Source organism: Rhodopirellula islandica, from assembly GCF_001027925.1.
GTDB lineage: Bacteria > Planctomycetota > Planctomycetia > Pirellulales > Pirellulaceae > Rhodopirellula > Rhodopirellula islandica.
This window is the reverse complement of sequence record NZ_LECT01000003.1, coordinates 18,165-43,134: the sequence shown is the minus strand read 5'-3', so window position 1 is coordinate 43,134 and position 24,970 is coordinate 18,165. Positions and strand designations below refer to the sequence as shown.

At 57.4% G+C, this 24,970-nt stretch carries 22 protein-coding genes and 5 tRNA genes; 21 read left to right on the top strand and 6 right to left on the bottom strand.

Features of this window, described 5'->3' with window-relative positions; genetic code table 11:
• The first annotated feature begins 12 nt into the window (after positions 1-12).
• The 4 genes from rpsE to RISK_RS00935 all read left to right on the top strand — a co-directional run bounded on the left by rpsE (position 13) and on the right by RISK_RS00935 (position 3,476).
• Positions 13-546, top strand: a complete 534-nt coding sequence (rpsE, locus tag RISK_RS00950; RefSeq protein ID WP_047812383.1) for a 30S ribosomal protein S5 — start codon at positions 13-15, stop codon at positions 544-546.
• Between the two features lie 163 nt (positions 547-709).
• Positions 710-1,204 carry a 50S ribosomal protein L15 gene (gene rplO, locus RISK_RS00945; protein ID WP_047812382.1) on the top strand — a complete coding sequence of 165 codons (495 nt, stop codon included), beginning with the start codon at positions 710-712 and terminating at the stop codon, positions 1,202-1,204.
• A gap of 276 nt (positions 1,205-1,480) precedes the next feature.
• Complete coding sequence (gene secY, locus RISK_RS00940) at positions 1,481-2,875, top strand: preprotein translocase subunit SecY (RefSeq protein WP_047812381.1); 1,395 nt, start codon at positions 1,481-1,483, stop codon at positions 2,873-2,875.
• A gap of 13 nt (positions 2,876-2,888) precedes the next feature.
• Positions 2,889-3,476, top strand: coding sequence for an adenylate kinase family protein (locus tag RISK_RS00935; RefSeq protein ID WP_047812380.1), 588 nt, complete (start codon positions 2,889-2,891; stop codon positions 3,474-3,476).
• Positions 3,477-3,519: 43 nt separating this feature from the next.
• On the opposite strand, the gene RISK_RS00930 is transcribed toward RISK_RS00935, so the two are convergent.
• Entirely contained in the window at positions 3,520-4,158 is a 639-nt protein-coding gene (locus tag RISK_RS00930; RefSeq protein ID WP_236695924.1) for a thioredoxin family protein, read from the bottom strand.
• 59 nt (positions 4,159-4,217) lie between these two features.
• Entirely contained in the window at positions 4,218-4,436 is a 219-nt protein-coding gene (locus tag RISK_RS32860; RefSeq protein ID WP_236695923.1) for a hypothetical protein, read from the bottom strand.
• Between the two features lie 433 nt (positions 4,437-4,869).
• Here RISK_RS32860 and RISK_RS00925 point away from each other — a divergent pair, with 433 nt between their 5' ends.
• The 15 genes from RISK_RS00925 (at position 4,870) to rplK (ending at position 17,809) form a co-directional block, all read left to right on the top strand.
• Positions 4,870-6,336 carry a hypothetical protein gene (locus RISK_RS00925; RefSeq protein WP_236695922.1) on the top strand — a complete coding sequence of 489 codons (1,467 nt, stop codon included), beginning with the start codon at positions 4,870-4,872 and terminating at the stop codon, positions 6,334-6,336.
• Positions 6,337-6,359: 23 nt separating this feature from the next.
• Positions 6,360-7,814: a sulfatase family protein gene (locus tag RISK_RS00920; protein ID WP_236695921.1), complete on the top strand. Its 1,455-nt coding sequence runs from the start codon at positions 6,360-6,362 to the stop codon at positions 7,812-7,814.
• 264 nt (positions 7,815-8,078) lie between these two features.
• Positions 8,079-8,594: a sulfatase-like hydrolase/transferase gene (locus RISK_RS00915; RefSeq protein WP_236695920.1), complete on the top strand. Its 516-nt coding sequence runs from the start codon at positions 8,079-8,081 to the stop codon at positions 8,592-8,594.
• A 170-nt stretch (positions 8,595-8,764) separates the two neighbouring features.
• Positions 8,765-10,879, top strand: a complete 2,115-nt coding sequence (gene mutL, locus RISK_RS00910) for a DNA mismatch repair endonuclease MutL (RefSeq protein WP_047812377.1) — start codon at positions 8,765-8,767, stop codon at positions 10,877-10,879.
• Positions 10,876-11,931: a 4-hydroxythreonine-4-phosphate dehydrogenase PdxA gene (gene pdxA, locus RISK_RS00905; RefSeq protein ID WP_047812376.1), complete on the top strand. Its 1,056-nt coding sequence runs from the start codon at positions 10,876-10,878 to the stop codon at positions 11,929-11,931. The genes mutL and pdxA overlap by 4 nt, the downstream gene beginning before the upstream one ends.
• The gene (locus RISK_RS00900; protein ID WP_047812419.1) at positions 11,916-13,691 is read left to right on the top strand and encodes a DUF6798 domain-containing protein; all 1,776 of its coding nucleotides are present in this window, start codon (positions 11,916-11,918) and stop codon (positions 13,689-13,691) included. Before pdxA ends, RISK_RS00900 begins: the two co-directional genes overlap by 16 nt.
• A gap of 164 nt (positions 13,692-13,855) precedes the next feature.
• Positions 13,856-13,928 (top strand) — tRNA-Thr (locus RISK_RS00895).
• Between the two features lie 163 nt (positions 13,929-14,091).
• Positions 14,092-14,173, top strand: a tRNA-Tyr gene (locus RISK_RS00890).
• A 106-nt stretch (positions 14,174-14,279) separates the two neighbouring features.
• Positions 14,280-14,350: transfer RNA gene (locus RISK_RS00885), tRNA-Gly, on the top strand.
• 2 nt (positions 14,351-14,352) lie between these two features.
• Positions 14,353-14,424, top strand: a tRNA-Thr gene (locus tag RISK_RS00880).
• Between the two features lie 217 nt (positions 14,425-14,641).
• Positions 14,642-15,838, top strand: coding sequence for an elongation factor Tu (gene tuf, locus RISK_RS00875; RefSeq protein ID WP_047812375.1), 1,197 nt, complete (start codon positions 14,642-14,644; stop codon positions 15,836-15,838).
• Between the two features lie 70 nt (positions 15,839-15,908).
• Positions 15,909-15,981 (top strand) — tRNA-Trp (locus tag RISK_RS00870).
• A 121-nt stretch (positions 15,982-16,102) separates the two neighbouring features.
• On the top strand, positions 16,103-16,561 hold the full coding sequence (secE, locus tag RISK_RS00865; RefSeq protein WP_047812374.1) for a preprotein translocase subunit SecE: 459 nt from the start codon (positions 16,103-16,105) through the stop codon (positions 16,559-16,561).
• Positions 16,558-17,235: a transcription termination/antitermination protein NusG gene (gene nusG, locus RISK_RS00860; protein ID WP_047812373.1), complete on the top strand. Its 678-nt coding sequence runs from the start codon at positions 16,558-16,560 to the stop codon at positions 17,233-17,235. The genes secE and nusG overlap by 4 nt, the downstream gene beginning before the upstream one ends.
• A gap of 148 nt (positions 17,236-17,383) precedes the next feature.
• Positions 17,384-17,809: a 50S ribosomal protein L11 gene (rplK, locus tag RISK_RS00855; RefSeq protein WP_007324993.1), complete on the top strand. Its 426-nt coding sequence runs from the start codon at positions 17,384-17,386 to the stop codon at positions 17,807-17,809.
• A gap of 122 nt (positions 17,810-17,931) precedes the next feature.
• On the opposite strand, the gene msrB is transcribed toward rplK, so the two are convergent.
• Positions 17,932-18,513: a peptide-methionine (R)-S-oxide reductase MsrB gene (msrB, locus tag RISK_RS00850; RefSeq protein WP_047812418.1), complete on the bottom strand. Its 582-nt coding sequence runs from the start codon at positions 18,511-18,513 to the stop codon at positions 17,932-17,934.
• Between the two features lie 1,197 nt (positions 18,514-19,710).
• On the opposite strand from msrB, the gene RISK_RS00840 reads away from it, so the two are divergent.
• Both RISK_RS00840 and RISK_RS00835 read left to right on the top strand, forming a co-directional pair.
• The gene (locus tag RISK_RS00840; RefSeq protein ID WP_047812371.1) at positions 19,711-20,847 is read left to right on the top strand and encodes an ABC transporter ATP-binding protein; all 1,137 of its coding nucleotides are present in this window, start codon (positions 19,711-19,713) and stop codon (positions 20,845-20,847) included.
• 192 nt (positions 20,848-21,039) lie between these two features.
• Positions 21,040-21,738, top strand: coding sequence for an RsmD family RNA methyltransferase (locus tag RISK_RS00835; protein ID WP_047812370.1), 699 nt, complete (start codon positions 21,040-21,042; stop codon positions 21,736-21,738).
• Here the strand turns inward: RISK_RS00835 and RISK_RS00830 are convergent.
• From RISK_RS00830 to RISK_RS00820, 3 genes are all read right to left on the bottom strand, one after another.
• Entirely contained in the window at positions 21,713-22,555 is an 843-nt protein-coding gene (locus RISK_RS00830; protein WP_047812369.1) for an alpha/beta hydrolase, read from the bottom strand. The two genes, RISK_RS00835 and RISK_RS00830, sit on opposite strands and share 26 nt — an antisense overlap.
• Before the next feature lie 56 nt (positions 22,556-22,611).
• The gene (locus tag RISK_RS00825; protein ID WP_047812368.1) at positions 22,612-23,613 is read right to left on the bottom strand and encodes a hypothetical protein; all 1,002 of its coding nucleotides are present in this window, start codon (positions 23,611-23,613) and stop codon (positions 22,612-22,614) included.
• A 128-nt stretch (positions 23,614-23,741) separates the two neighbouring features.
• Positions 23,742-24,968, bottom strand: coding sequence for a S1 family peptidase (locus RISK_RS00820; protein ID WP_047812367.1), 1,227 nt, complete (start codon positions 24,966-24,968; stop codon positions 23,742-23,744).
• Positions 24,969-24,970: the final 2 nt, after the last annotated feature.

Below are 24,970 nucleotides of genomic sequence, written 5' to 3'. Positions count from 1 at the left end.
ACATAGTCCGCCATGAGCAACGCACGAAACAAACGCAACAACAAGAACGAAGAGCAAGGTCTGGACGCAGGTCTGCTGGACCGAGTGGTCAAGATCAAACGTTGTGCGGCTGTCGTCAAAGGCGGTCGTCGTTTCAGCTTTGCTGCGATGGTGGTTGTCGGCAACGGCAGCGGTCAAGTTGGCTGGGGCTACGGCAAGGCCAACGAAGTTCCGCCAAGCGTTCAAAAGGCGCAAAAGCAAGCTTCCCGCAGCATGATTCACGTTCCCTTGGTGGAAGGCAGCATTCCTCACCAAATCTGGGGTCGTTATGGTGCCGCTCGTGTGCTCTTGATTCCTGCTGGTGCTGGTACGGGTATCATCGCTGGTCAAGCGGTTCGTGCGGTTTGCGAAGCATGCGGGATCCACGACATTTTGACAAAGTCCTATGGAACCAACAATCCAGTGACCTTGGTCAAAGCCACCCTCGACGCGATGAGCAAGTTGCGAACTCGCGAACAAATTGCCGCCTTGCGTGGTCTGAACCCAGACGACCTGATCGAAGCCTAACATCGGGGGCAGTTTGCTCCCGTCAACACCGGCTGAATCAGTTCACTTCGCATTGCAGCGACAGACCTTGGACGCCATTGGCACAGACACTCATTCAAACACTCGGGCAGCATGACTGACGCCTTCCGTTCAGTATCCCGCCCCCAGCCTTTCCATCACTACTATGCAACTCAACGACGTTCATCGCGGTATTACCAAACACCGCTCTCGAAAACGCATCGGTCGTGGTCCTGGTAGCGGCACCGGCAAAACGTCGGGTCGTGGGCACAAGGGACACAAGAGCCGCAGCGGTTACAGTCGCAAGCCCAACTTCCAGGGTGGAGCGATGCCAATGTTCCGCCGCGTTCCCAAGCGTGGTTTCAACAACCGCTGGGCATTGACGATCTTCGCGGTCAACGTTGGCAAGCTGAACGAAGCTTTCAATGATGGCGAAACCGTCACACTGGAAGCCCTCGCGGCAAAGAACCTCGCCAAAGGCAACTTTGACGAACTGAAGGTTCTCGGCGATGGCGAGATCACCAAGAAGCTCACGATCCAAGCTCACCGATTCAGCAAGTCGGCCGAAGAAAAGATCTCGGCTGCCGGCGGAACAGTGGACAAACTGGCTCCGAAACGCACGCCAGACGAACGTGTTGCTGCTTTGAAGAGCGAAAAGTAATTGGCTCACTCAGCGATCGTTTTGCATCGCGATGCTCCATACAACTGAATCAACAACAGGCCTTGGCGATCTCGTCAGGCCTGTTTTCATAGAATTGGCAATCGACCCTCGGCTTCCTAGCAATCGTTCTTCCGCGATTGGTCTTAGGTTGCTAGTTTGATTGCCTTGGCGATGAGAGTTTCTCTTCGCTCTGCCTGAAACACATTGTGCGTGCTTACCATTTCTCTTGGTAGGGCGCGACGAATTCACCCTGCACGATCGACGACGGACGGATCGATGTTTGAAAAGCTGCGAATCATTTTCTCGATCCCTGAGCTTCGCAAGAAGGTCATGTTGACGATCGGGTTGCTTGCCATTTACCGGATCGGGTTCCACATCCCGTTGCCGATGATCGCGACGAACTTGGACAGTGGCGCCGGTGGTGGTGCTGCTGACTTCTTCGAAAAGGTCAGTGTTTTCGCGGCCAGCGATCTGCGTCAAGCGACGATCTTCGGCCTCGGAATCATGCCGTATATCTCCGCGTCGATCATCTTTCAGTTGCTTGGAAGCGTTTACAAACCGCTGGAAGAACTGAAGAAGGAAGGCGAAGCAGGTCGCAAAAAGCTCAACGAATACACTCGTTACCTGACCGTGGTGATCTGCCTGGTTCAGAGTTACATGTACCTGAAGTTCATGCTGATGGCGGGAGCCAACGGGCAAAGCAGCATCAACCCGAACTTCATGAACGCCAACGAACAGCTGTTCTTTGGCTGGCAGATCGTTGCCGTTTTGGTCATGACCACGGGAACCGTGTTCCTGATGTGGCTCGGTGAACAAATCGATGAATACGGGATTGGCAACGGGATCAGCTTGCTGATCATGGCCGGTATCTTGGCTCAGATGCCAAAGGCACTCTACGAATTGGTGCTGGGCATGAAGACCGAACTGACCGGTTTGGCCAAAGGACAGGTCGGAATTGAAACACTGATCATCTTGGTCGTGCTGTTTGTTGTCGTCGTCTTCGGTGTGGTGTTCATCACGCTGGGTCAACGCAAGATTCCAACTCAATCGGCCAAGTTCACTCGCGGTCGACGCGTCTACGGTGGCACCCGTCAGCACTTGCCCCTTCGAATCAACCAAGCCGGCGTGATGCCCATCATTTTCGCCAGCTCGCTGCTGATGATCCCGGGTGTCCTGTTCGGCTTCCTGGCTGGCCAGTTCGCATCCGACGGTGCTTTGTTCCGCGGATTCAACCTGATCAGCTTGACGATGAGCGATCAGACCTCGTACTTCTTCAACCTGTTGTACGTCGGCTTGATCTTCTTCTTCTGCTACTTCTGGACAGCCATCACGTTCAATCCAAAAGAAATGAGCGACAACCTGCGTGATTCGGGAACGTTCATTCCTGGTTATCGTCCCGGTCGCCGCACAACGGATTACCTTGAAAAGGTGATGGTCCGGATCACTTATGTTGGTGCTGCCTTCTTGGGTCTGATCGCGATTGTTCCAACGATCGTTTACGGTTCGCTGGGTGTTCCTTACTCGATCGCCGGTTTCTACGGCGGCACGGGTCTGTTGATTGCCGTCAGCGTGGCGTTTGACTTGGTCCAAAAGATCGACAGTCACCTTGTGATGCGAAACTATCGCGGACTGCTGGAAGGTGCCGGCGGCGGCACATCCCCGGTCGTTTGATCCAGGCAGTGTTGTGCGAATTGTCTTCATCGGTCCGCCAGGTGCGGGCAAGGGCACTCAATGTGAACTGCTGAGCAAAGCCCTCCGCGTGCCGCACATTGGCACGGGTGGAATGCTGAGAGCCTTGGAACCGGACCGAGGCGAGCAGATTCATCTCCGAATCGATCGGGGGCACTTTGCTCCCGATGAATTCGTGTTGCAAATGGTCGCCAAACGATTGGCACAACCAGACAGCCAAACCGGTTATCTGTTGGATGGTTTCCCGCGAACCCAGGTCCAGGCCAGTGCCTTTGACCAGCAACTGATTGCTGACTCAGTCAAGCTCGATCACGTGCTGCACCTTCAGGTGTCCGCCGATGTGCTGATCAAACGTCTCCGGAAACGGGGCAAAACAGAGAAGCGGGCCGACGATGCCGAGGAATGCATCCGAGAGCGGTTTCGGATCTACGAGGCCCGAACTGAACCGTTGCTCGATCACTATCGGCAGCAGGGCCTGGTGCGTGATATCGATGCATCGGTCTCGGAGCCACTGGTCCACGCTTCGATCTGGGAACGCTTGCACCCCGACGCACTGGCAATCGATCCTGCTGCCAAGGATTGACCTGGCCCACACCTCGGCCTAGCGAACATTGACAGCCGCTTCCTCAGCGTTCGCGACGTGAACGGCGTTGTCGTTCCATTCGAATTCGGCATCCCACCGGAACCGTTTCGGAAACGGTCACTGGCTTGCCAGCCAGGACTTCATCGATCGCATTGCGGAGGTGGGGCTGAGTCACGTTGCGACCATCGGGACTGTCGTCCATCGCGCCCATGTAAGCGATCTTCCGATCGGCATCCAGCACAAAGAACTGGGGCGTGTACTTGGCGCCGTAATCGCGGGCGATCTGCTGCGATTCGTCGTAGAGGTAAGCGAACGGGAACTGCTTTTCTTTCGCTTTCTCCTTCATCGCCGGCATCGCGTCCTCTTCGATCGTGTTGACATTGACCGCGATCACCGAGACCGATCTCTCAGCGTAATCCTTGGTCAGTGCGATCAAGCGTTCTTCCGCGTCGATCGCGTAAGGGCAACTGTTGCAAGTGAATGCCAGAACCACGACCTTCGAATCGGACCATTGCGTCAGCGATGACTTCTTTCCATCTGTGCTGGGCAACTCGTTCCATTCGGGCGCCGGATCGCCAATGTCCAGCACAGTATTGAACTCTCCCGCAATAGCTTGGTCAGCCAAATGGATCAAGCAACAAGTCGTCAGGAGACCGACCAGAACGCAGCAATTAAATTTCATCGAGACTCTCTCGGACGAGGCGAAGACACCAACCATCAATGAGTTTAGCTGACCCACCTTCACTGGTAGCCAGGTTGGAAGATGGAATCACCGTACATCTGGCGAATCGCATTCGCGACCTGTTTTGCGATCGCCATGCTACCGCGAGCGTTGCTGTGGATACCGTCATCGCTGAGTCGAGAGCCCGGCATCCATCGACCAGGCGGAGCGTAGGGACTCATCAAGACGAGCGATGTACCGACGGCCAAACGCCGCTGTAACTTTCTGCTCGCACGCATTCGAAAAACAATCACAGCCAGCATCAAGCTCCCAAGTGCTATCGAAGCCGGGGTACGAGGCAGAAACTTCACGAGCAAGACGACAGATGCCGCGACAAGAGGCAAGTAGGCTGGACGCTCACGTTGAACAAGAACGAGATGCCAAATAATCCATCCGCAGATGACGTATGGGAGCAAACTTGGGAATGCCAACAACGACCAGGCAAAGATGCTGGCGATACAAAAGACCTTCAGCATGCCGGCGAGCGACGTCTTTGATCGCTTGCCTATTCTTGGATTCGTGTCGCCGCTCTGAGTCGGGCTATTCAGGTCAGTCAAGATCACACCACACGCAGTTTGTTTCTTTCGCCTCTCGACTCGATTATAACGACAACTACTGGTACCTCGCTGATCCTTGCATTTCCACCATCCCCTGAACCGAAAGGATCGAAGCATGCTCTGGCCTGCCGCTCAAAAAGTCCTTCTCTCACTATTCATCGCCTGTCTTCTATTTCGTGGCGGACCTATTCTGACTGCCAAGGAATCCAAACCGGTTTTTCGGGCTGGAGCTGCCACCAGCAACATCACGCCGCCACTGGGTGAGCTGATTGTCGGGGGATGGAAACCAATCCCAGCCACCAATGTGCATGACGAACTTCACGCTCGCTGCCTGGTGTTGGATGACGGCACGACCAAGCTTGCCATCGTCCTTTGCGACAATGTCGGCATCCCCGTGGAAGTCTTCGATCTCGCCAAGCAGCAAGTGTCTGGTGCGACCGGGTTGCCAGTCTCCAACATGCTGTTGGCATCCACGCACACCCATTCGGCAACCACCGCTCGCGGGGACCTGAAAACCGCCAACGAAACCAAACTGACGGATTACCAAACCTTCGTTGCCCATCGGATCGCGGACGGAATCCGACGAGCGATGGCGAATCTGGAACCGGCCAAGATTGGTTGGGGAAGCGCGGATGAACCGTCCGAAGTCTTCAACCGTCGCTGGTTTGTCACCGACGCCAGCTTGTTGGGCAACCCATTCGGCGGCACCGATCAAGTCCGGATGAATCCACCTCGCGGCAGCTCCAAACTGGATCGCCCCGCGGGTCCGACCGATCCCGAAATCAGCTTCGTCTCAGTGCAGAGCCCTGACGGTCGGCCGATCGCCCTGCTGGCAAATTATTCGCTGCACTACGTCGGCGGCGTTCGATCCGGAGAAGTCTCAGCCGATTACTTCGGCTACTTCGCCAAGTTCATTGCCGAAAAGCTCGATGCAACCGAACAGTCACCACCGTTTGTCGGCATCCTTTCCAATGGCACCAGCGGCGATGTGAACAACATCAACTTCGCTGATAAATCGCCGCGAAAGTACGGTCCTTACGAGAAAATGCAGGAGGTGGCCGCGAAGGTTGCCAACCGCGTCGTCGAAGCCCATCAGCAGATCGATTTCCATGACTGGGTCCCACTCTCCGCCGAGCACACGACGTTGACACTGAAGACCAGACAGCCGACACAGGAGATGATCGCGCACTTTGAACAAATCAAACGTGTCGACGACGACAATCCGAGAAGCGGCCATCGCCGCGAAGAGATCTATGCCGATCGAATCGCGAAAATTTTGGCGGGGCCCAAGGAAGTGGAGATTCAACTGCAGGCTCTTCGCATTGGCGATTTGGGAATCGCCGCGATCCCGTTTGAAACGTTCACCGAAACGGGGTTGGAACTGAAAGACCGCAGCCCCTTCCAAGACACCTTCACGATCGAGCTCGCCAACGGCTCCTTCGGGTACCTGCCGACTCCGCAGCAACATCGTTTGGGCGGCTACGAAACATGGCTGGGGACCAACTACGTCGAGAAGGAAGCAACCACCAAAATCGTCGCAGCGTTGCTGGAGATATTGCAAAATCAACAAGAGGCCAACTGATGCGTTGGCTTGTCGGATGGATCATGACGCTGCTTCCGATGTCACCGTTGCTCGGCATCGGAACGGCAGCCGAAACAACCAAACCGAATTTCATCATCGTCTACTGTGACAACCTCGGTTACGGCGACATCGAGCCCTTCGGATCGACGTTGCATCGAACGCCCAACCTGAACCGCATGGCAAGGGAAGGGCGAACGTTCACTCACTTCTGCGTCACGGCTGGCGTCTGCACCCCATCGCGTGCCAGCATCATGACCGGATGCTATGCGCAACGAGTCGGAATGCATTTGAACGATCGCGATGGTCCGGTTCTGCGACCTGTCTCTGCCTATGGCTTGCATCCCGATGAGATCACGATCGCGGAGATCCTCCAGCAACAGAACTACGCCACCGCATTGGTTGGAAAATGGCATCTGGGTGATCAACCGGAATTCCTGCCAACCCGTCAGGGGTTTGATTGGTTCTTTGGAGTGCCTTACTCCGACGACATGACCGAACGAATTTGGCAGCGAGATGGATCACACTGGCCACCTCTGCCTCTCATGGAAAACGAGACCGTCATCGAAGCCCCGTGCAACCGAGACGGATTGACCAAGCGTTACACCGAACGGGCGATGCAGTGGATTGCCGAACACAAGGAGGAACCGTTCTTCCTGTACTTTCCACAAGCGATGCCTGGCAGCACCAAGACACCGTTTTCCAGCGACGCTTTTCGCGGCAAAAGCCAGAACGGTCCCTGGGGCGATTCGGTCGAAGAATTGGATTGGTCGATCGGTCAGATGCTGGACCAGCTCGCTGAACTGGGCATCGCAGAAAACACCTTCGTGATTTGGACCTCCGACAACGGCGCCCCGATCAACCGCGATCCTGATGACTTGAGCCGAGGTTCCAACTTGCCGCTTCACGGTCGCGGGTACACGACCAGCGAAGGTGCCTTTCGTGTTCCCACGATCGTCTGGCAACCCGGCAAAGTGCCCGCCGGAACTCAATGTGACGAACTGGCAACCACGATGGATTTATTGCCTACGATTGCAAATCTAGCCGACTGCGAACTGCCGTCGGATCGCAAACTCGATGGCCACGACATCGCTCCGCTGCTGTTTGGTGAACCCAACGCCAAGACGCCGTACGAAGCGTTCTACTACTACCATCAAGATCAACTGCAAGCCATCCGTTCTGGTCCCTGGAAAATGTTCCTGCCGATCGACGCATCGCCCGGACACCCGCACTTCAACGTTTCGCAAAAACCAACAACGCTGTTGTTCAACGTGGTGGATGACATTGCTTGCCAGCACAACGTTGCCAAGACGCGTCCTGAGATCGTTGCTCAACTGACTGCATTGGCCGAACAAGCTCGTCAGGATCTGGGTGACAAAGATCGCCCCGGCCAGGGCCAACGCCCGATCGGCAAGTCCGCGGACGTTTCGCCTCGACGCTTGGAAACGCTGCCGAGCAAATCCGTCCAACCGGGTTCGTGATCTCGAACGATTCGGGTTCCATCTCGTGAGCCGTTTGGGCGTTGGCCCCGGTTGTGCGTGGAAACCGTGGCGAACGCCAAACGGCTCCGGTACTCGATGACACCTGCGTACCGATTTGACTCCCTAGTGGTGCGTCAAAGCCTAATTTTAGGGTAGTGGACGAGGCCACGAGTCCTGAACTGGCGTCAAATCCAAGGACTCGTGGCCTCGTCCACTACGAACAACCCTAACTTTTAACTTTGACAGACCACTAGAGGCTCCAACATGTCTCTCATCCACCTCCATCCACGGGTCGTCCCACTCACCGTTTGGGTGATGGCTGCTCTGTGCTTTCATGCCTGCGTTCCCACTTCGCTGAGAGCCGATTCCAACGACCGTCCGAACATTGCGATGATCCTTGCCGACGACCTCGGCGATGGAGACCTGGGTTGCGATGGCAATGACGGGCGTTATGACGATGCGATTCGCTTGCACTTGGTCAACGAACTGGGATTTCCCGCCGACCGGCCGACGTTGGCGAAGCGACTGTCCTCCGTCGGCTATGAGACCGCATTATTCGGCAAGTGGCATCTTGGGTACGAAGCCAAGTTCTCACCAATGATGCACGGGTACGATGAGGCGTTGTGTTGCATCGGCGGGGCAATGGATTACTACCACGACCTCGACTCCGTCGCCACTTACAACCTGTTCCACAACGGCCGACCTACCGCGTCATGCCCGAGGAGATCGTGCGTTGGAGTGGAACGGGGATTCTGGTGGCCCTCACTAGGACTCTGCTGAAAACAAACGGGTAATCCAACTGGTTGGCAAATTCAGCGGCACTGCCGACTGGAGGGGTTTTGCCGGCTTTCCTGGCGAATTGTTTCCTCCGAGGCGAGAACCGGTCAATCTGCCGCTTCGCCGAACGATGATCCTGGTGCGATGCACGCGTCGCGCGGTAAGTTGGGGCCATGAACACGCCCACCGCCACGACCGCCCAGCCACCTCGCATCATCCGCCAATTGCCGGCCCACTTGGTCAATCAAATCGCCGCTGGCGAGGTGATTGAACGGCCCGCCTCGGTGGTCAAAGAATTGCTCGAAAACAGCATCGATGCTGGCTCGACTCGGATCGAATTGAGCCTCGAGGGGGGCGGCGTCGAGCTGATCCGGATCAGCGACGATGGCTGCGGGATGACGGCGGAGCAATTGCCGCTGGCCGTGACCAGTCACGCGACCAGCAAACTGCCCGACGACGAATCCCTGTTCCACGTCGGCACCCTCGGTTTTCGCGGTGAAGCTCTGGCGTCGATCGCCAGCGTTTCTCAGATGACCATCCGCAGCCGCGCCGAAGGCCAAGACGGCGGCTGCCAAATCGACATTCGCGGCGGAGTGATCGAAACACCGGGACCGTGCGGCTGCCCGGTCGGGACCGTGATCGAAGTTCGAAACCTGTTTTTCAACACACCGGTTCGCCGAAAATTCCTGAAGACCCCGCAAACCGAACGCGGCCACATCGTCGAAGCCTTCACACGCCTGGCGCTCGCCAATCCAAAGGTTCACTTTGTCCTTCGCAACGGCGACAAAGAGATGTTCGACCTGTTGCCGACGACGCGCTGGGCGGATCGGATCGAATCGTTCTTCGGAACTGAAATTTCCGAATCGTTGATCTCGATCGAGAACCAGGACGAAACCGTTCAGATCACCGGTTACGCCTGTGACCCGTCGGTCAGTCGCGGCAACAACCGCATGCAGTACCTGTTTCTCAACGGCCGACACATTCGCGACCGCGCCCTGCAACATGCTCTGGGAGAAGCCTACCGGGGGATGTTGATGGTCGGTCGCCATCCGGTTTGCTTTCTGCGAATGCGAATGCCGGCGGACATGATCGATGTCAACGTGCACCCCGCGAAACTGGAGGTTCGCTTCACCGACAGCGGACGTGTGTACAGCCGGTTGCTGCAAACGCTTCGCCAGCGATTTCTGGCAACCGACATGACCCATCGCGTGGGATCCAATCCTGTCCCCGCCCCGATGAGCGAAGAGGAACAACGCCAGACCGCTCCCGAATCGGTCATGGGCATGCGTCCAAACGAAGTCGACCAGCAGCGTCAGTCCGTGATCGAATGGGCCCGAACCGGCGGGCCTCCTGCGGGACCTTCCGCCAACTCAAACACTCAACTGCTGGGCGGCGCGAGCGGCACCCCCAACTTCCGCCCCTTTGGCGAATCCAATTCACCGGGCCACGCCCCTCCATCCTCGCTGGGCGCGACCGGACATTCCCCGCCGCTCGCTCCCTCGAACACTTGGTCACCGGGCGGTGTCGTCGATTCCCAGCGACCATCGACCGCGGCCGAAGGCATCGAGATGACACCTTGGGATGGGGACGCCTCCACGAATGATTCCGGCCAAGTCGGTGCCCACGAACACGGCTCCCATGAACACGCAGCCCAGGCATCCGGCGTGCCGACTCCCAGCGTGAGCCACCTCGGGTTCCAAGTGCACCAACGTTATCTCGTCACGCAAGACGAGAAAGGCATGGTCGTGATCGACCAACACGCGTTGCACGAACGAGTGCTGTATGAACGTGTCTGCCAAAAAGTGCTGCAGGAGAACGCTTCGTTGGAAGCCCAGCAGTTACTGGTTCCGGAACCCGTGTCACTGACACCCGCCGAGCGAGCCGCCGCTCTCGAGGCCAAAGACACGCTCCGCCGCATCGGTTTGGAAATCGAAGACTTCGGCGGCGAAACGATTTTGATCCAGTCGTACCCGGCAATGCTGCCGAACAAGCCGCCTGCCGACATGCTGCGAACGGTCTTGGAATCGGTGATGGGTGCTGGCCGAGACCCCAACCCGAAGGACTTGCTGAATCATTTGCTCAGCACCGTCGCTTGCAAAGCCGCCGTGAAAGCGGGCGATCCTCTTTCCCCCGAAGAGATCACCAGCCTGCTGGAGCAAAAGGACTTGTACCAAGAAACGCATCACTGCCCACACGGTCGGCCAACGGCGTTGTTCTTCAGCCGCGATGAACTGGACCGCATGTTCGGTCGACTGGGCCCGCGTGGCAAAGCTTCGGTGTCGCCATGACGGACGCGAATCACTCGCGCCCCAAGCTGGCGATCACGATGGGCGACGCCGCCGGAATCGGTCCCGAAATCGCACTTCGAGTCTGGAACTCACCGGAGGTTCAGTCACTGGGTTACCCGCTGCTGTTTGGCGACGCGGCCATCTACCAACAAGCCGCGAAAAAACTCGGTTGTGACTGCCCCGGCACAATTTCGCTGGCCGACTTTCTGGACCTGCCAAAGCAGGCGATGCCGAGCGACGCACCGCACGGGGTGATTGTCGATTGTGGGAAACTCACCGCAGAAGAACTCGATGACTTCACCCCAGGAAAATTCAGCGCCGCGACCGGGCGAGCCTCCTATCGATCCGTCACCGACGCCATTGATGCGGCGGTCTCGGACCACGTTGATGCCATCGTGACGGGCCCCATTCAAAAGGAAGCCTGGCATCAAGCGGGGATCGATTTCCCCGGCCACACGGAGCTGCTGGCCGATCGAGCGGGCAGGGCAGTGCACGGCAAACCCGCCGATGTTCGCATGATGTTGGCCAGCGACACGATCGCCTGCGTCTTAGAAACCATTCACATTCCGCTGGCCGATGTGGCCTCGCAACTGAACAGCGAATCGCTGGTTCGCACGATCCACCTCGCCGGCGAAACGGTTCAGCGTCGCAACCAACGTCGCGGCAGTTTGTTACCACCTCGCATCGCCGTTTGTGGACTGAACCCGCATGCCGGCGAAAACGGACTGTTCAGCCACCAAGAAGAAGAACGGATCATCCTGCCTGCGATTGAAACTGCCAGGCAATCCGGATGGACCATCGAAGGGCCACTGTCGCCCGACACCGCCTTCACGCCCGCGATGCGAGAGCGAATCGACATTTACGTTTGCATGTATCACGACCAAGGATTGATTCCGCTGAAAGCATTGTCGTTTGACGATGCGGTCAACGTGACCCTGGGACTGCCCATCATTCGAACCAGCGTCGACCACGGGACGGCCATGGACCTGGCTTGGCAAGGCAAAGCCAGCGTCAACAGCATGTTGGCTGCGATCCGCTGGGCGGTTCCGTGACGAAGCCAACGCCTACTTTGGAGAGGCCCGAACAACCCTCGCGATCAGCAGGGGGATGGAGTTGGCTGGCGTTGATGGGCGTGTGTTTTTTGTACGCTGGCGACGCTGCTCCCGGCGTCAACGAAGCTCACTATTTGGTGAAGGCCAAAAACTTCTGGCAACCCGATTGGTGCGTCAACGATCTGTTCGCATCGTCGGGCAAAGCCCACACGACCTACTACTGGCTGTTCGGGTGGCCGACTCAATTCGTCTCGCTCAACGCGACCGCCTGGATCGGGCGAATTGCTGGTTGGTCGATCTTGGCCGCGGGTCTGCTTCGACTGACGCGAGCGATGCAGATGCCACCGATGAGCAGCGTGTGGGTCCTGATCCTTTGGATCCTGGGAATCCAACATGGCAACTTGGCCGGTGAATGGGTCGTGGGTGGGATCGAAGCAAAGGTCCCCGCCTATGGGCTGGTTCTCTTCGGCTTGTCCGAAATCGTCCAGCGTCGATGGTCACGGGGCTGGGTTTGGCTGGGTGCTGCCGCTGGATTTCATGTGCTGACCGGAGGCTGGTCCGTGGTCGCTGCCGCGTTCGCGTTCTGGATCACCGAGCGTGGCCCCAAACGTTGGCGGGTTTCGGAATTGGCGGACGGACCAGCGAGCGAGGATGCCCGATCGGTTCCCGCCTTCTTCAGCCGAGGCTTGTTTGTCGGAGGAGCCTTGGCACTGTTCGGGCTGGTGCCCGCTGCGGCGATGTCTTGGGGAGCCACCGAGGCCGAGCAGATTTCCGCGGCCCGGATATACGCCTATTTCCGGATCTCACACCACTTGATGCCCGCGGCGTTCCATTTGGATTGGTATTTCCGCCACGCCGTGCTGACGCTTGCTTGCTTGGCTGGCCTGCTCACCGTTTGGCGGCAAACTCCCCCGCCTGCAACCAACGGTGCTTCCAAGCGAAACTTGGCCCCAACCAACTCCCTCTGCGGCGACATTCAGCGAGCCATTGGTTTCCGCATTTTGGGCTGCTTTGCTGCCGGTGCGATGGGCATCAGCCTGCTTGGCTTGCTGATTGGAACACTTCCGGCGGTGTACCCCGATCAAGCCGCAAAGTGGCTCCGGTTCTACTGGTTTCGGTTGGCTGACGCCTGCACGCCGCTCACCTTGGCATTCCTGGTGGTCCATTTTTGCTTGTCGAAACGAATTTTTTCTGGAAGAGACTCCGCCGACTCCCAAGAGACCGGCCGGCCCACCGTTTGGCTTGCCAGGTTCGGAACCGTGGTTGTGATCGGGATGTTCGCTCAGGCTTGCTGGGAACGCATTCAGACCGGCGTTCCGGTTTCGGTCAGCAATCGGTTGCTGGGGCTGAACGCGGACGCGGGGTACGCCGAGCAGCGTCAAACGATGGAAGACTGGATCGCCGTTTGCCAATTCGTGCGTGCCAGCACACCGGAAGACGCCATTTTGTTGACACCGCGGCACCAACAAACGTTCAAGTGGTACGCGCATCGGGCCGAAGTGGTGAACTGGAAAGACACTCCCCAGGATGCGGTCGCGCTGCGGGAATGGGCCAAACGATTTCTCGAGGTCTACCCAAATCGACTTTCGACCATGCGAGTCACCATTCGGTACGACGAATTGCGGTCCATGCGGGCCCAATACGGATGCGATTGGATTGTGGTGGACCGCCGCGTCGTGGGAGCTGAACTGCCTTTGGTACAGATTTATCCGGCGGCGAATCAGCGGAATTCGACTTACGCCGTGTACGAACTCCCTTGACCAGCCGGCCTTTTGGCTTTTTGCGACGAAATTCGGCCAAGAATTTTGTGGGGAGGCCAATTTTGGCCCAATTCCATCTTGTCGCCCGTTCGCGGATCGGTACACTCTGCCTTCCCCATCGCAAGGCCGGTCGATCGGTTGTCGCATGGGGTGAACTTGAGCTGGCCAACGTAGCTCAGTTGGCAGAGCAGCTGATTTGTAATCAGCCGGTCGTGGGTTCGAATCCCTCCGTTGGCTCTTGCAAAATCGATTCAGCGCCGACGGCGTTTGAACCGAACAACAGACAACCGAAACAGTTTGCCAATCAAGTTCAGGGAACAACACAGAACACGGTGCGAATGCATCGCAACAAGAAATCTTTTGAATCAGAAGCCACAATTTTGATTCAAAAACAAGATTTGGGGGTTTGCCCGAGTGGTTAAAGGGGGCGGACTGTAAATCCGCTGGCTATGCCTACACAGGTTCGAATCCTGTAGCCCCCATGGAAGAAGCTGTTAGCTGCGAGCTATTGGCTGCTAGTTTTCCTGCCCGCCTGCGGGAACATCCGGAAAACTAGCAGCCAGTGGCTCATTGCGAGTGGCTAGAGACGCGGGTGTAGCTCAATGGTAGAGCAGCAGCCTTCCAAGCTGAATACGAGGGTTCGATTCCCTTCACCCGCTTCGCTGCTGTAGCTCAGGGGTAGAGCGCCTCCTTGGTAAGGATGAGGTCATGGGTTCAAATCCCATCAGCAGCTTCAAGTCGCTCAAAGTTGGGCTCCCCTTTGGGAGCTGATTTTGAGTGCAACATCGTTTTTGTTTCGTTTCGATTTTCAAGTAGATCGAATGCGATCAACACGGCCGAATTGCCGGCGAGTAACCGTGGGTGTGAACGCGGTCGACGGCAGCAAGGGTTTTCGAGGAGCGTATCTCCCCGAGAACAGTGGTGCGGATCGCGAATGCAGGTGAACCAGAATGGCTAAGGACAAATTTGAACGTACCAAGCCCCACGTCAACGTAGGTACGATCGGTCACATTGACCATGGTAAAACGACGACCACGGGTGCGATCCTCGCTGTTCAAGCAGCGAAGGGCTTGGCACAAGCGAAGGGTTACTCTGACATCGCCAAGGGCGGTACGGTTCGTGACGCCACGAAGACCGTGACGATCGCAGTTGCCCACGTTGAGTACGAGACTGAAAATCGTCACTACGCTCACATCGACTGCCCCGGCCACGCTGACTTTGTGAAGAACATGATCACCGGTGCCGCCCAGATGGACGGTGCGATCTTGGTTGTGTCGGCCGCTGACGGCCCGATGCCACAAACCAAAGAACACGTGTTGCTCGGTCGCCAGGTTGGCGTTCCTTACATCGTCGTGTACTTGAACAAGTGTGACTTGGTCGATGACGAAGAATTGCTCGAACTCGTTGAACTCGAAGTTCGCGAATTGCTGAGCAAGTACGACTACCCAGGCGACGACGTTCCTGTCGTTCGCGGTAGCTCGCTGCCCGCTTACAACAATCCTGCTGACCCAGAAGCCAGCAAGTGCATCAGCGAATTGATGGATGCACTGGATGCAAACATTCCAGAACCCACCCGTGAAGACGACAAGCCATTCCTGATGGCAATCGAAGACGTCTTCTCGATCGAAGGTCGTGGAACAGTTGCAACCGGACGGATCGAACGCGGTGTTGTGAAAGTCGGCGAAGAAGTCGAAATCATTGGTTTGGGTCCCGACTCGACCAAGACCACCTGCACCGGCGTCGAAATGTTCCGCAAGGAAATGACCGAAGGCCGTTCGGGCGACAACGTCGGTTGCTTGCTTCGTGGTGTCAAACGCGAAGACATCCAACGTGGCCAAGTGCTCGCCAAACCAGGCAGCATCACGCCTCACACCAAGTTCGAAGCAGAAGTTTACTGCTTGAGCAAAGATGAAGGTGGCCGTCACACGCCATTCTTCAGCGGTTATCGTCCCCAGTTCTACTTCCGCACGACTGACGTCACCGGAACGGCCAACTTGGTCGGTGCCGACATGTGCATGCCTGGCGATAACGTCAAGGTTGAAGTCGAACTGCACAAACCCATCGCAATGGATGACGGAGTTCGCTTCGCTATTCGCGAAGGCGGACGCACCGTTGGTTCAGGCGTTGTGACGAAGATCCTCGAATAATCTGCGTTTGCAGAAAGTTGTCTGTAAGCGATAAGCTGGTAGCTGATAGCTAGTAGCTTATCGCTGTTTCAGGGGCGTAGCTCAATTGGCAGAGCACTGGTTTCCAAAACCAGCGGTTGTGAGTTCGACTCTCGCCGCCCCTGCTGTCCAGAATTCTGGTTTGCCCTGACGATCAACAGGATGTGATCGTGGACAAGGTTTGAGCAAACTGGCCCATGACCAATTTGGCTCAACACCAGAATCAATTCACGAAGGAGTCCACGGGTGTCCAAAGATCTAACCCAATCCGGCACGGCCGGCGCCGGAGGCAGTTCGCTGAGCAGCGAATTGTTTCATGCTGGTGTGTACAAAGCCAACCAAGGCCGGATCGTTCGCCAACTGACGGCTCTCGCCGTTTGGGTGATCGTGACGTTGGGTTGCTGGCGTTTGTATTCGTTCCTCCCCGCTGCCATGGGAGATTCGTCTCTCGCTGCTCGGGCAATCCCGGCTGTGTTGCTGGCCGCTGGCCTGTGGTTCGGGTTCCGGGTCGTCAACTGGCCACGGTTCGCCGACTTCCTGATCGCTGTCGAAGCGGAAATGAACAAGGTCACGTGGCCCAGCAAGGATGAGCTGATCCGTGCTTCCGTGGTCGTGATTTTCACCATTTTCTTCCTTGCCATCACATTGTTTTTGTTCGATGTTCTCTGGCAAGCCATCTTTAACTTCATCGGGGTAACATCGTGAGTGATGATGACGTGAAAGACGTCGACTCGCCAGAAACCGAGGTCGCTCCTGCCGCTTCGGAAGCTCCCGCGCCCCCACCTCCGGCCCCCGTTGACCCCAACGCGCCTCCCAAACCAGAAGTGGACGAAGAGTCCCCGATGGATTGGTACATCCTCAAAGTCGCCTTCAACCGCGAAGATTCCATCGCTGAAGCTCTTCGCAAGAAGGTTCGCATGGAAGACATGGGTGAGTACTTTGGCGACATCGTGGTCCCATCCGAAGACGTTGCCACGTTCACCCGTGACGGCAAACGCCGCGTCAGCAAACGCAAACTGCTGCCCGGTTACATCATGGTGTACATGTCGATCAACGACGACACCTGGTTCCTGGTTCGTGAAGTCGGCGGGATCAGCGATTTTACCGGTTCGGCGGGCAAGCCCCAGCCAATGGAACCCGAAGACGTCGAACGTTTCGTCAATCGACCCGAAGTCAGCGACGAAGACGAAACACCGATCAAGACCGCCATTCCGTTCAAGGTTGGCGACCGTGTTCGCGTCAAAGAAGGCAACTTCGAGAACCAAGAAGGCGAAGTCGACGTGGTCGACGAAGCCAACGGCCGCGTGACAGTGATCATCAACATCTTTGGACGCAGCGTCCCGATGGAATTGGATCACTGGCAAGTCGAGCCTTTGTAAAAAGCCTCTAGCTGCTAGCTATTAGCCGCTCGGCTTATTATCTTCATCCATCCCACTTCAAACACCTCCGATTGCGTTGGCCTTTCAGCGAAACGCTGCAACCTCAAGAGCTCACCGCTAATCACTAATCGCTAAAAGCTGTTTACCCATGGCAAAACAAGTCACCGGCCAAGCCAAGTTTCAAGTCCCCGGCGGTCAAGCCACTCCTGCACCTCCTGTCGGTACTTCGCTGGGTAAGTACGGCGTGAACTTGGGACAGTTTGTTCAACAGTTCAACGATCGCACCAAGGAATACAACGGCACGCCGATTCCTGTGATCGTGACGGTCTACAACGATCGCAGCTTTGATTTCATCACCAAGAGCCCACCAGCGGCATCGATGTTGATGCAATCCGCTGGGATCGCCAAAGGCAGCGGCGTCCCCAACAAGGACAAAGTCGCGACGGTCACCCGTGCCCAGTGCGAAGAAATCGCTCAAAAGAAGATGGAAGATCTGAACGCGCGCGACATCGATCAAGCGACTCGCATGATCGAAGGCACCGCTCGCAGCATGGGCATTATCGTCGACGGTTGATCGACGTTGCAGCCACCTGTTGCGGAACTCGTCAAGAGTTTCGATGGAGTTAGCGTCTTCATCGACAGCCCGTTCAAGCTTCGGCCTGCCGCGCGATTCGCCGAAAGTCTTGACGACTTTCGCTACTGCTTTGCTTCGACGAATTTCATCGAGGCACTGTTCAAGCAAAAGCGTTTGCCGGTCGGTGCGGGACCATCGTCAAACAAGTGCCCCAAGTGTGCTTCGCAACGCTTGCAGTGAACTTCCGTTCGCGGGTACAGCATCTTGTAGTCCGTCTGGTAGCCGACCGCATCTTTCGCAATCGGCAAGTAGAAGCTCGGCCACCCCGTTCCTGATTTGAACTTGGTCTTGCTATCGAACAGCGGCTTGTCACAGACGATGCACTGATACTCGCCTTTCTTCTTGTTGTTCCAATAGGCATTTCGGAACGCGGGTTCAGTGGCAGCATTCTGGGTCACGTCGTACTGAATCCGATTCAGACGTTGCCGGAGTTCGTCCTTGGTTGCCGGAACGTACTCTTCCTCAGATGCCTCATCCGGTTCAACCGAGCCTTCCTGGGTGACCTTCAGCGGTGACGACGATCGCCCCAGAGAATCCGATTCGTCGGCCTGCAGAGCCAATCCCCCAAGCAGCAAGCCGCTTGCGCCGATCAGACCGAACACCAGGCGCCGCAGAGGTTTGAATTGCGATGAAAGACGATGCATTGTCTGGTCTCCAAGATCGAAATGCGTGCCAAAAGATTTCCGAAACACCTCCATTGTAATGAGCCGGCACCTGTTCCGACCGCCAAATCCCTCGGCCAGCCCCCCGGCCCCAAGCGAGCCGACCCTGCCTGAAAATGCTTCGTGCAGTTTCCAAATGGCGGGCTAATGACGCCTTGCGAGCCCCTCTTCGCATCCGCCGCGCAGCCTCTAACCCCCTATCCAGCAATGACTTGAACCTCCCTCCCGGTTCAGAGGTCATGCCGTTTTCTGGTACCGCGTTTCGGCAGATCTTCACATGTCGTTCCTCCCCGGAAGCGCAGTTTGGGGCGGAGGTCGAGCGACGCCGTTCAGGCGTACGCGAGGGAGGGGGCCGAGCATGGGAAGCGGCGCGGATGGCCCTCCCCCGGAAATCTCGCTGAACGCTCGCTTTCCGCCCCCTCCCGCTACGCGGGCGGGGTTCATCGCATCGCCCCGAATGGGGCTGGCGTCAGTAGCTCGGGGCGGAAGCCCCGAGCTACTGACGGCGAGCAGAAGTTCGCCCCGGATGGGGCCGTCGTGGGGATGAGGGGAGCCTTGCTCACGCTTCGGGTTTCCATTTCGGCGGGCTTGGAAGCCCATCGTACGGGGGCGCTCGCATCGGATGGCGTCATTGAGAATTGTCAATTTGAAATGGGTTAGGACACGTTCGCCCCGATTGCATCTTTCACACCGCTTGGATTTGAGGTGCGATTGGTAGCGAAAGTCGTCAAGACTATCGACGAACCGTTGTGCAAGTCGAAACTCTTGACGAGTTTCGCTACTGAATGCTTGAGCTGTCGCGGAATAGGAGTTCGATGTTGGCTAGGTGCGGGTGCGCGTGCCCTCCCCCGGAAATCTCACTGAACGCTCGCTTTCCGACCCCTCCCGCTACGCGGGCGGGGTTCTCAAGACGCTATTGGCACAGCATTTGAAACTGCACGGCCTCTTTCAACGCGAGGGGCTCTCAAGAGGCTACGAACGCAGCACCTATAACGGCATGACCGCGGTAACGGGAGCGGTCGGAGATCGAGCGTTCCGCGAGACACCGACCCGGCATTGCCTGTTCGCATCTCCGTTCACACCACCGCCTTCCGTTCACTCCGCCGCGATGCAACCTGGAGACGCGGGTCACTACAATGCTTGGCTCACGCTCTCCACGCCAAGCCATGACGTTTCCCGATGCCCATCCAGTCACTCGATATCACCTCGCTCGCGATGGACCGCGGGGGGAACAGGGTCGTCGACCAATTCAACTTGTCGCTTTTCCCCGGCGAATACTGCGTCGTCTTGGGGCCCAGTGGCTGTGGAAAGAGCACGCTGCTCCACGGCATCGCTGGTCTCATCGAAACTGCCGAAGGTTCGATCGTGATCGATGGCCAAGACGTGACGCACACGGCGGCTCGCAAACGAGACGTCGGCCTGTTGTTCCAGCATGACACGATGTACCCGCATCTGACCGTTGAACAAACGCTTCAGATCGCGGTCCGGGCCAATCCCAAACGCCGTCTGACGGCGGCCGAAATGGACCAACGAATCCAATCCATCACGGAAACGATGAACCTGGCCCCCGCCTGGCTGCCTCGACGCCCGGAGACACTCAGCGGTGGACAACGACGCCGGGTGGCGATTGCCAAAACATTGATTCGCCAGCCTTCCGTCTGCTTGCTGGACGAACCGATGGCAGCGATCGATCGGCTGGCATCCGAGAGGTTGCTGGAACGCTTGGCCGACGTTTCCAAGCAATCCGATTCGACGACGTTTGTGCACGTCACCCACGACGGCGAAGAAGCGATGCGTTTGGCCGACCAGATCGTCGTGATGTCAGGCGGACGCATCCTGCAGATTGGATCTCCGAGTGAGATCTATCAATCACCCAACTCGGCGGAGGTTGCTCTCGCACTCGGGTCGCCGTCCTGCAATTTGCTGGCGATCGATGAAGTGCTCGCAAGTTGCCCAGCACTTGGCGAGGCACTCGCACTGCCGGAGGGTCAGCCGAACGCTGACCACGCGATCATGCTTCGTCCGGAGGCAATTCAACTGGTTGCCCCTGACCTCAACCAAGAGCACGCCTCCACCGTGACCGAATCGGGCCTGTGGCAATTCCCCGTGACCCTCTTGGAACGACGTGATCTGGGCGGCCGCTTTCTCCTTCGACTGCAACCCACCGACTCCGAAAACTCACCACCGCTCGCCGCAACCGTCTTTCAAAACTCGATTTCGGCAGAGGTGGGGACTCGGTGGATTTGCCAAGTCTCCATCTCGGATCTGCGAATCGTCGCTGGGTCGGCCCGGAACTCCCGCTCACACAGCATTTGACTCTGCACTTGCACACTCAGTCCCCGGCACTCCTCAACAGGTCGGCAGGAGTCTTTCGGCATTTGAGCTGTTTTGCTGTTCCCATGTACAATTGGTGCGAATGCCCGAACGGCTCACACCGTTGTGCCCGATCATTCCTGCCGACCTGCTTGAGACCTGTGGCAGGACGGAATCGTAGGTTACGATGTCTCGATGAAATCGAAACGCACCAACAATCGACGCGGCAAGCCCAAGCAACGAAATCTCAAAGGCGGGACGGACGACGGCAAGCCCACCAAGCTGAGAATCATCGGCGGTGACATGCGTGGCCGTCCGGTGACGTATCACGGCGAGGAGTTCACTCGGCCGATGCGTGACAGCGTCCGTGAAAATCTGTTCAACATCTTGGGCCGAGCCTGTCGCGGCACGATCGCGTTTGACTTGTTCGCCGGCACTGGTGTGCTGGGCCTGGAATCGATCAGCCGTGGTTCCACTCGAGCGGTCTTGGTCGAACCGATGCGGAAAGCAATCGCCCAAATTCGCGACACGACCGAGCGACTGGGGATTGAAGACAAAGTCCGCTTGGTGATGGGCGACGCCTTCGCTCTGGCGGATCAATTGTTGCAGCCATCCGGGCCGGAAGACGACACGGCTTGGATCGTCTTCCTCAGCCCTCCGTATCGCATGTGGACCGACCCCGAGTTCTACCCCAAGCTGAAGTCGATCATCGTCCGAGTCCAGCAATACGCCCCTCCCGGCAGCGTCCTGGTCGTTGAGACCGACAACACGTTTGACCTAGAACAACTGCCGCTGGGCGACTGGGACGTCCGGACCTATGGCATCACGCATCTGGCGTTCTTGGAACCCGGCAACGTGTGCGGCTTGGTCACTCCTTTTCCAGTTCCTGAATGAACCGCAGCAACAACGGGTGTGAGGGCTCAGCCATCTGACCGTGGTTGTATCCGTCGAGTTCCATCAACTTGGTGTGAGGGTGACCGACGACTTGCATCATCCGCCAAAGGTACGCGTTCTCCTCATAGCGTCCGAGCATTTCCAGTTCGCGGTCGCCGGTGATCAATAGCAACGGCGGAGCGTCCTTGCGAACATGGAACAGCGGTGCCATGTCGTCGACGACCGGCTGACGACCACCGATGCCTTGCTCTTTGCGAACCGTGAAGTGTGTGATGGTGTGGCCGCTGTAAGGGATCAAACCCGCGATCTGATTCGCGTCGATGTCATGCTCTGCGAGCCAACGCTGATCCAATCCAACCATGCTGGTCAAATACCCGCCGGCCGAATGACCGCTGACGTAAATGCGTTTGGGATCACCACCGTATTGCTCGATGTTTTGGAAGACCCAAGCCACGGCGGCCGCGGCGTCTTCCACATACGCCGGTGATTTGACCTTGGGGTGCAAGCGATAGTTCACCGCTGCAACGGCAATTCCCTGATTGAGCAAACCATCGGGAAAGGATTTGTTTCCTCCGGTCAGTCCGCCACCATGAAACCAGACCACCGTTGCGAAACCTTTCTCATCGGTTGGATGAATCAGATCGAGGCGGCAGCGTTCCTGCTGGTAATCCGTCAATCCATCCCCGGTCCGATACAGCACGTCCTGGTGCGTTTGAGTGCCGGGCTTGGTCGTGATTGAATCTTGGGCTGCCACCACGCCGCCCCAAACGAAAAGAATCGCAACCAGTGCGATTCGCGAATCAACAATTCTGTGCACTTCAAAACCTCATGCAGCGGGACAAAGGAACCGCTGCATGATAGTCGATCGAAGGCTCACGAGCGGGTGAAGCTCAGGCCACCGTTCGTGCCGCCACCCACTCGGAAGACAAAACCACCGTTTTGGCTGGGCGTCCAAGTGCCTTCCATTTTCTGCTGGTCTTCCGAGCGAACCAAAGTCAGGCTGCCGCCATCCAATCGATACTGGCCAGAGAATTGGCTGGTGCTTCCCGACTTCGATGCCACCCAGACAAACGATCCGTCGGAATCCAACTTCAGCGACACCGACTGCTCACCGGGCAAGGAAACGTTCCACGATCCAACATGAGGCTGAGCAGGCGAACTGACACTGGAAGCCGAAGTCGCCGTTCCAAACGTCGGAATCTGCGAGGGGGTCGGTGCTGGGGCCGCGGCTTGAGTCGGTGCGGAGGCCTGAGTTGGCGTGACAGCACGTTGGTTGACCGAAGCCAACATAGCGAGTGCGGATGCTTCCGCCGAGGCAGCGGGCTGAGTCGCAGGTGCAGGTTGGACAGCGGGCTGAGCTTGCTGTTGCACAGGTGCCTGCTGCTGCACAGTTGACTGCTGCTGAATGGATGCTGGCTGTTGTGAGGGAGCACTTGGTTGCCTGGCAGGCTGCTGAACGGATGCGGCTTGCTGCTGCACCTGCTGGGCTGGCACCTGCTGACCAGCGAAGTTGCCCTGGGCAGGTTGCTGATTGAATGGTTGTTGGACAGGCTGTTGCGGTGCAAAGGATTGACCGGAGACGGTCTGACCAGCAATCGGTTGGTTCGAGAACGACTGCGAAGCAACGGGCGAAGGCTGAACGTTGACAGCAGCGTTGTGATAAACCGGAGCTTGCCGGTAAGTCGGTTGAATCGAACGGTAGGAAGGTGTCGGGGCGGAGTAGCGATTCGATGTGCGAGCCGAGTGGATCTGCGCCACAACCCGCGAAACTCCGCTGCGACGGGCCCCACCACAGGCTTGGGCTTCGAGGGCTGGCCCTGCCACGGTGCTGATCACGGAAGCGGCCAAGATCCATTTTTGAGCTTGAATTTTCATCGTTCTGTCTCCGGTCTTTGGAAAGTTTGGATTTGCGTCGCGGCGATGTCTTCGCCTTACAAACTGCCAAGCGGCAGACCTCAGGATGCGTTACAGAGAAACTTCGAGTTTTTCGAATGACGTCGGATTCACTTGGCCAACCACGATGCGAGTGTCTGGGTCGACGTCTCGGTCTTGGTTTCTTCCGGCGTCTTGGATTCCAGTTGTTTGCTCATCGCTCCGGCAATCCGGGCGACATAGTCGATCGAGGCCGCCACGGCTTCGTCCGGAGCGGTCGCATCCAATTTCGCGACATAGAGGATCAGAAACTCGTCGGCCCCGTTCTTTTCCACGACCCAACCGCCAATTTTCGTGGCAGAGTTTTGACGCATCAGTCGCATCATCAGCTCCGCGGAGGGCTGTTCACCGCTGACCGAAACCAACGACCAGATCTTTCGCACGTCGGCACGCTGGAAGTATTCGGTGTCCTTGGCGACGAAGACGGACTGCGTGGAACCCGATGAGAGCTTCTGCTTGACCTCGTAGTGGCCGGTGGAGTGCAACTCAAACGCCACCTCGGCGTTCTTCAGGACGACGCGGCTGCCCAAAGGAGCTGATTTCCAAGGGCTTTTGACGAAAGCCTTGATTTCCTGAACGTCCACGCAGTAGCTGACCAAATTCTGGGAGGGTGAAAACGACTGAGCAATCGCGATCAACTCGCCGGCTTGGTTGACGACCGGCCCGCCGCTGTCGCCGGGTTTGATTGGCGTCTGGGTTTCGACGACGCGAAAATCGTGCTCACCATGGTCCGATTTGAATTTCTTTTGGTAGACCGACCGGACGGTTCCGCTCGTGTAGACCCACAGGACATCGGAACCACCTGGGTTGCCAATCAAATCCACCGATTCGCCGGTTGTGACGCTCGCTTCAGCCAACGTGATCGCTTCGGCACGCTCGGGCACCTCAGCCAACTCGATCAGGGCCAAGTCACGCTTGCGATCGACGGCGACGATCCGGCCGGGCTGAGCCAATTTCAGGACCGAATCCAGGTATTGCTTGCGTTTGACCATGGTTTCACCGTTCTTCTTCTCAGGGAAGAAAACCACCGCGGTGCGACTGTCACCGACCACGTGAGCGTTGGTCAGAACCAATTTTTTGTCGGCGTCGATGAAGACGCCCGTTCCGGTCGAGGTTTGGTCTTCCCCGTTGGCGGTGATGATCCAAACGGTCGATGGCAGGGCTTTTTGGTAGGTTTCGCCGCCCGCCATGGCGCTCGTGGATTGCAGTGAGATGACCAGCACGAGGGCAGGGCAGAGCAGTGACATCCAACGGTGAAAGGCAATTCGAAGCATTCGAGTCAGGCGGCAGCGGAACATTG

Bases quoted from the DNA above. Each gene is read 5' to 3' on its own strand.
- rpsE (WP_047812383.1), top strand. From the start codon at position 13: ATGAGCAACGCACGAAACAAACGCAACAACAAGAACGAAGAGCAAGGT.
- rplO (WP_047812382.1), top strand. From the start codon at position 710: ATGCAACTCAACGACGTTCATCGCGGTATTACCAAACACCGCTCTCGA.
- secY (WP_047812381.1), top strand. From the start codon at position 1,481: ATGTTTGAAAAGCTGCGAATCATTTTCTCGATCCCTGAGCTTCGCAAG.
- RISK_RS00930 (WP_236695924.1), bottom strand. From the start codon at position 4,158: ATGAAATTTAATTGCTGCGTTCTGGTCGGTCTCCTGACGACTTGTTGC.
- RISK_RS32860 (WP_236695923.1), bottom strand. From the start codon at position 4,436: ATGCGTGCGAGCAGAAAGTTACAGCGGCGTTTGGCCGTCGGTACATCG.
- RISK_RS00925 (WP_236695922.1), top strand. From the start codon at position 4,870: ATGCTCTGGCCTGCCGCTCAAAAAGTCCTTCTCTCACTATTCATCGCC.
- RISK_RS00920 (WP_236695921.1), top strand. From the start codon at position 6,360: ATGACGCTGCTTCCGATGTCACCGTTGCTCGGCATCGGAACGGCAGCC.
- RISK_RS00915 (WP_236695920.1), top strand. From the start codon at position 8,079: ATGTCTCTCATCCACCTCCATCCACGGGTCGTCCCACTCACCGTTTGG.
- mutL (WP_047812377.1), top strand. From the start codon at position 8,765: ATGAACACGCCCACCGCCACGACCGCCCAGCCACCTCGCATCATCCGC.
- pdxA (WP_047812376.1), top strand. From the start codon at position 10,876: ATGACGGACGCGAATCACTCGCGCCCCAAGCTGGCGATCACGATGGGC.
- tuf (WP_047812375.1), top strand. From the start codon at position 14,642: ATGGCTAAGGACAAATTTGAACGTACCAAGCCCCACGTCAACGTAGGT.
- rplK (WP_007324993.1), top strand. From the start codon at position 17,384: ATGGCAAAACAAGTCACCGGCCAAGCCAAGTTTCAAGTCCCCGGCGGT.
- msrB (WP_047812418.1), bottom strand. From the start codon at position 18,513: ATGCATCGTCTTTCATCGCAATTCAAACCTCTGCGGCGCCTGGTGTTC.
- RISK_RS00840 (WP_047812371.1), top strand. From the start codon at position 19,711: ATGCCCATCCAGTCACTCGATATCACCTCGCTCGCGATGGACCGCGGG.
- RISK_RS00835 (WP_047812370.1), top strand. From the start codon at position 21,040: ATGAAATCGAAACGCACCAACAATCGACGCGGCAAGCCCAAGCAACGA.
- RISK_RS00825 (WP_047812368.1), bottom strand. From the start codon at position 23,613: ATGAAAATTCAAGCTCAAAAATGGATCTTGGCCGCTTCCGTGATCAGC.
- RISK_RS00820 (WP_047812367.1), bottom strand. From the start codon at position 24,968: ATGTTCCGCTGCCGCCTGACTCGAATGCTTCGAATTGCCTTTCACCGT.